This window comes from Shewanella schlegeliana (genome assembly GCF_016765635.1).
GTDB classification, from domain to species: Bacteria; Pseudomonadota; Gammaproteobacteria; order Enterobacterales; family Shewanellaceae; genus Shewanella; species Shewanella schlegeliana.
In genome coordinates this window covers 1-4,856 of sequence record NZ_JAESVD010000020.1, presented here as the reverse complement: position 1 = coordinate 4,856, position 4,856 = coordinate 1, and the positions used below count along the sequence as shown (strand labels likewise).

At 43.6% G+C, this 4,856-nt stretch carries 4 protein-coding genes and 3 tRNA genes; 6 read left to right on the top strand and 1 reads right to left on the bottom strand.

The annotated features are described in order from the left end of the window. Positions 1-904 precede the first annotated feature (904 nt). A complete protein-coding gene (gene murB, locus JMA39_RS21065) occupies positions 905-1,930 on the top strand; it encodes a UDP-N-acetylmuramate dehydrogenase (RefSeq protein ID WP_202723842.1) in 1,026 nt (341 codons plus the stop codon). Between the two features lies 1 nt (position 1,931). Next, positions 1,932-2,894, top strand: a complete 963-nt coding sequence (gene birA, locus JMA39_RS21060) for a bifunctional biotin--[acetyl-CoA-carboxylase] ligase/biotin operon repressor BirA (RefSeq protein WP_202723841.1) — start codon at positions 1,932-1,934, stop codon at positions 2,892-2,894. Between the two features lie 31 nt (positions 2,895-2,925). On the opposite strand, the gene coaA is transcribed toward birA, so the two are convergent. Next, positions 2,926-3,876, bottom strand: a complete 951-nt coding sequence (gene coaA / locus JMA39_RS21055; protein WP_202723840.1) for a type I pantothenate kinase — start codon at positions 3,874-3,876, stop codon at positions 2,926-2,928. A gap of 234 nt (positions 3,877-4,110) precedes the next feature. Between coaA and JMA39_RS21050 the strand changes: the two genes are divergently transcribed. The 4 genes from JMA39_RS21050 to JMA39_RS21035 all read left to right on the top strand — a co-directional run. Continuing rightward, positions 4,111-4,186: transfer RNA gene (locus tag JMA39_RS21050), tRNA-Thr, on the top strand. An 8-nt stretch (positions 4,187-4,194) separates the two neighbouring features. Continuing rightward, positions 4,195-4,279: transfer RNA gene (locus JMA39_RS21045), tRNA-Tyr, on the top strand. 35 nt (positions 4,280-4,314) lie between these two features. After that, a tRNA-Gly gene (locus tag JMA39_RS21040) sits at positions 4,315-4,388 on the top strand. A gap of 197 nt (positions 4,389-4,585) precedes the next feature. After that, positions 4,586-4,856, top strand: a 271-nt coding sequence (locus JMA39_RS21035; protein WP_237732959.1) for a GTP-binding protein, incomplete at its 3' end; no start/stop codon positions are given.

Sequence of the window (4,856 nt, the reverse complement as noted above, 5' to 3'; positions counted from 1 at the left end):
CGAGTCCCGTCCGCTCCGCCAACATTACGATAAGCCCTGCTAGAAATAGCAGGGCTTTTTCGTATGTGTTTTTCAAAGAATAATTAAAGCGAAATGCGCATGTAGGTTGCTAAAGGAGCGGTCACTCCCAACCATCCATGGTCATCGTGACATTTGTGCATCCATGCACTTCGTCGTTCAGTTGGACTCACATTGCTCCAGACAATGTTGAGCATACACTCCATCCAAGGAGATATTAGGGCTTTTCATTAGAGAAAGTCGGCCTGTCACGCCGGGGTCGCGGGTTCGTCTCTTGATAAGAACAAGTCCGCTCCGCCAACATAAAGACGAAAGCCTCATCGAAAGATGAGGCTTTTTTCATATGCGTGGTCCAAAGAAAAATTAAAGTGAAATGCGCATGCAGGTTGCTAAAGGAGCGGTCACTCTCAACCATCCATGGTCTTCGTGACATTTGTGTATCCATGCACTTCGTAGTTCAGCTGGACTCACATTGCTCCAGACAATGTTGAGCATACACTCCGTCCAAGGAGATATTAGGGCTTTTCATTAGAGGTTGTCGGTCTGTCTCGCGTATCAAAGGTGCACGGGTTCGCTTCTTGTTAAAAGCTAGTCCTCCCGAGCTTCGCGTTCGTAAGCTCACCTCTCACAAATATTAAAACGAAAACCTCTATGCATCTTATTGAAAAGAAGTGGAGGCTTTTTTCACCCCCTAAATTTGCGATTTTCATCAAAAGCGCTTTTTCTCTCAATGTTCATTTCACTAGAGTTTCGTACGTTAAATTTAAGTAGTAACTGCGTTCAGTAAGAGTGGAGATAATTGGATTGCAAAAGCTTAAAACGCTCGGCACTTCTTCGATTTGTTACTTTAAGCTACAATAGTGTTTTGACTCCAAAAGATACCCTGATGCAAGCTAACCCTCCTTTTTCATTGAAGCCTTTTAATACGTTTGCCTTAGCACATTCATGTCGTGAATTAGTTCATGCTGTGTCAACTGAGCAGCTTATAGAGTCCTGTTGCAGCCTTTATCAAGCCAGTGAGCCTATGTTGATCTTAGGAGGCGGTAGCAACGTTATATTCTGTGATGATTTTAACGGTACAGTGGTTCTTGTTGAAACAAAGGGAATTGATATTACAGAGGATATTGGCAACTATTATCTCTCGGTGGCTGCTGGAGAAAACTGGCATGAGCTTGTTTGTTTTTGTTTAGATCATGGCTTCGCGGGTATGGAAAATCTAGCACTGATCCCTGGAACTGTTGGCGCGGCACCTATTCAAAATATTGGTGCGTATGGTGTTGAGATGGAACAGTTTTGTGACTGGGTCGAGTACGTTGATTTGACTACCGGTGAGTATAATCGCCTTAGCGCTGAACGATGTGAATTTGGTTACCGCGATTCGATTTTTAAGCGCCAGCTGCTTGGAAAGGCTCTGATTACCCAGGTCGGTTTTAAATTGCCAAAGCAATGGCGTCCAGAGTTGGAATATGGGCCTTTAAAAGCAATAAATGTTGACGGGGTGACTCCTCGCCAAGTTTTTGATTGTATCTGTGAAACCCGGTTGTCGAAGCTACCCGACCCTAAAGTACTCGGTAATGCAGGAAGTTTTTTTAAAAACCCAGTTATCGATAGTACTAAGTTCGATATCTTAAGTAAGAGCTATCCAAGCATTGTTGGTTACCCTCATGGTGCAGGAAAAACCAAAGTTGCTGCGGGCTGGTTAATCGATAGCGCGGGATTGAAAGGTTTTAAGGTTGGTGGTGCAGCGGTACATGATAAGCAGGCTTTGGTTCTCGTTAATACTGGGGATGCGACCAGCGAAGATGTAGTTATTTTGGCTGGGTCAATAGTAGAAAAAATAGAGCAGAAGTTTGGCATAACGTTAGAAGCTGAACCTAGAATGATCGGTGCGTATGGAGAGAGGAGCTTATAGCATGGCAGAGCAATGGAATCGAAAACGAGAAATCCTATCTGAGCTGGCAACTGGAGAATTTGTTTCCGGTGAAGTACTTGCGTCGACCCTTGGGGTCTCTAGGACTGCCGTAAGCAACCATATTGCAGCTTTAGAAGAATATGGTATCGATATTTATAGCGTTAAGGGTAAGGGCTACAAATTAAACGGCTCGCTTTCTCTTGTGAATGAGGGGGTGTTAAAGAGTCAGATCTCCAACCGTAGCTTCTATTTTGATGAGATCCCAAGTACTAACGCATTTATCTTGAAACATGCAGAAGAGTTAGTATCGGGTGATATTTGTGTTGCTGAATATCAATCTGCGGGGCGAGGACGTAGGGGCAGGGTTTGGGTTTCGCCTTACGGTTGCCACCTATATTTCTCAATGTACTGGCAGTTCCCTCAGGGGATGGCACAAGCGATGGGATTGAGCTTAGTTGTGGCTTGTTCTATCGTGTCGGTGTTACAGCAGTTAGGTATTGAAGGTGTTGGGGTTAAGTGGCCAAATGACATCTATCTTGATAGTAGAAAATTAGCTGGGGTATTGATCGAAATGAACGGTCAGACTGACAGCGAATGTAACTTAGTCATCGGTATTGGGCTGAATATGGCGATGGGCGAACAGCATGGGGCACTGATTGATCAGCCTTGGAGTGATCTGACTGGACAACAGAGTGTTCCTGATAAAACTGAGTTACTTATATTACTGCAAAAGCAACTGCAGCAGGATTTGGCACTCTTTCAACAGTCTGGTCTTAAGCCATTCCAACAAAGATGGAATAAAGCTGATTTATTTCAAGATCAACCTGTTAAGTTAATAATGGGGGGGGATGAGATCCATGGTATCTACCGTGGTGTCGATGAAAAAGGCGCTGTTATGCTAGATTGCGATTCAGGAGTTCAGAGTTATATTGGCGGAGAGATCAGCCTACGCAAGGTAGACTAACTCTACGCTAAAATGAACTTTTGTTTGAATCTTATTTTCTCAAAAGGACTTGATCCATCAAATGATCGGGTCCTTTCTGTAAGATCAAATGAGCTCGTTCACGAGTCGGTAAAATATTTAAGGTTAAATTTGGACCGTTAATCGTATCCCAAATATTTGAGGCTGTAGCTGTAGCCTCTTCATCCCCTAACTTAGAATAGTGATGGAAGTAAGAGCTTTCAGAGCTAAACGCACCAGTTCTAAATTGTAAGAACCTGTCTATATACCATTTCTTTAATAGTGACTCATTAGCATCGACATAGATTGAGAAGTCGACAAAATCTGAGACAAAAGGACGTTGTGTATCAACTGGTGAGTCTTGGCCCGTTTGTAATACATTGAGGCCTTCAATGATTAAAATATCTGGTTGACGGATCCACTGGAGTTCATCAGGTATACGGTCATAAGTAATATGTGAGTATATGGGCGAGCTGACTTCAGGCTCGCCAGCTTTAATGGCAGAAATAAACTCTACTAAGGCTTTCATATCGTAACTTTCAGGAAAACCTTTACGCTGTAACAAGCCTCGTCGCTTAAGCTCGGCTAATGGATATAAAAAGCCATCAGTAGTGATTAAGTCGACCTTTGGGTGTTCTGGCCAGTGGCTTAATAGTGCTTGCAAGATACGAGCGGTAGTGCTTTTTCCAACAGCAACACTACCTGCAATACTAATAATATAAGGGCGTTTAGGGGGCACATGACCTAAGAACTCATTCAGTGCCAAGCCTCTTTGCTGCTTTGCACCAACATTAAGGTTAAGTAGCCTACTCAAAGGCAGATAAATATCTGTGACTTCAGACAATGAGATCTTTTCATTGATACCACGCAGGTCTCCCAAGTCATTTTCACTGAGTGTTAATGGCACAGAGTCTCTTAACCCAGCCCACTGTAGGCGCTGAAATGCGAGATAAAGAGCGTTGTGAATTTGGTTGGTTTGCGACATTGCGAAGTTCTCCGTTCAGGAGGGCACAGTACACTATGAATTTATTATGAACAACTGCAATGAGAACCATGGTGCTGGCTTAAAGTACGAATTTGTTTTAAACGCCTTAAAAATAGGCGCGAAGAGGGCGTTAAGCATAAAAAAACGCCATTTAACGTCTTTTTTCAATAAAATTTCACTTTTGCTATTGCACTTGCGCTCACATTTCCATAATATCCGCTACCGAAATGACACGCCGGCATAGCTCAGTTGGTAGAGCAACTGACTTGTAATCAGTAGGTCCCGAGTTCGACTCTTGGTGCCGGCACCATTTTCTCTGGAGGGGTTCCCGAGTGGCCAAAGGGATCAGACTGTAAATCTGACGGCTCAGCCTTCGAAGGTTCGAATCCTTCTCCCTCCACCATATTCTAGGTAGTTAGGTAACCTGAAGTAGGTTCCGCGGATGTCGTATAATGGTATTACTCCAGCCTTCCAAGCTGATAACGCGGGTTCGATTCCCGCCATCCGCTCCAAAATCTTGCTGATAATACTTAATCAGTAGAAAGCACTCGGTCTCGAGTGCTTTTTCCCGTTTAAGACTACCTATCAGCGCCAGCCTGCTTCTTGCCAATCTAATTATCTTACTAACTGATTCGATGACATTTTTTATGCATCGGATTTTTTGCTATATGCAGTTTCATCACCAAATACTTTGGATTGGGGCAATACCATGGCTAAAGAAAAATTTGAACGCGTAAAACCACATGTAAACGTGGGCACCATTGGTCACGTTGACCATGGTAAAACTACTCTAACTGCTGCTATCTCTGCTGTATTGACTAAGAGCTTTGGTGGTACTGCACGTGATTTCGCTCAGATCGATAACGCTCCAGAAGAGCGTGAGCGCGGTATTACAATTAATACTTCTCACATCGAATATGACACTCCATCACGTCACTACGCACACGTAGACTGTCCAGGTCACGCGGATTATGTTAAAA

Coding starts and splice junctions, on each gene's coding strand:
- murB (WP_202723842.1), top strand. CDS start 905: ATGCAAGCTAACCCTCCTTTTTCATTGAAGCCTTTTAATACGTTTGCC.
- birA (WP_202723841.1), top strand. CDS start 1,932: ATGGCAGAGCAATGGAATCGAAAACGAGAAATCCTATCTGAGCTGGCA.
- coaA (WP_202723840.1), bottom strand. CDS start 3,876: ATGTCGCAAACCAACCAAATTCACAACGCTCTTTATCTCGCATTTCAG.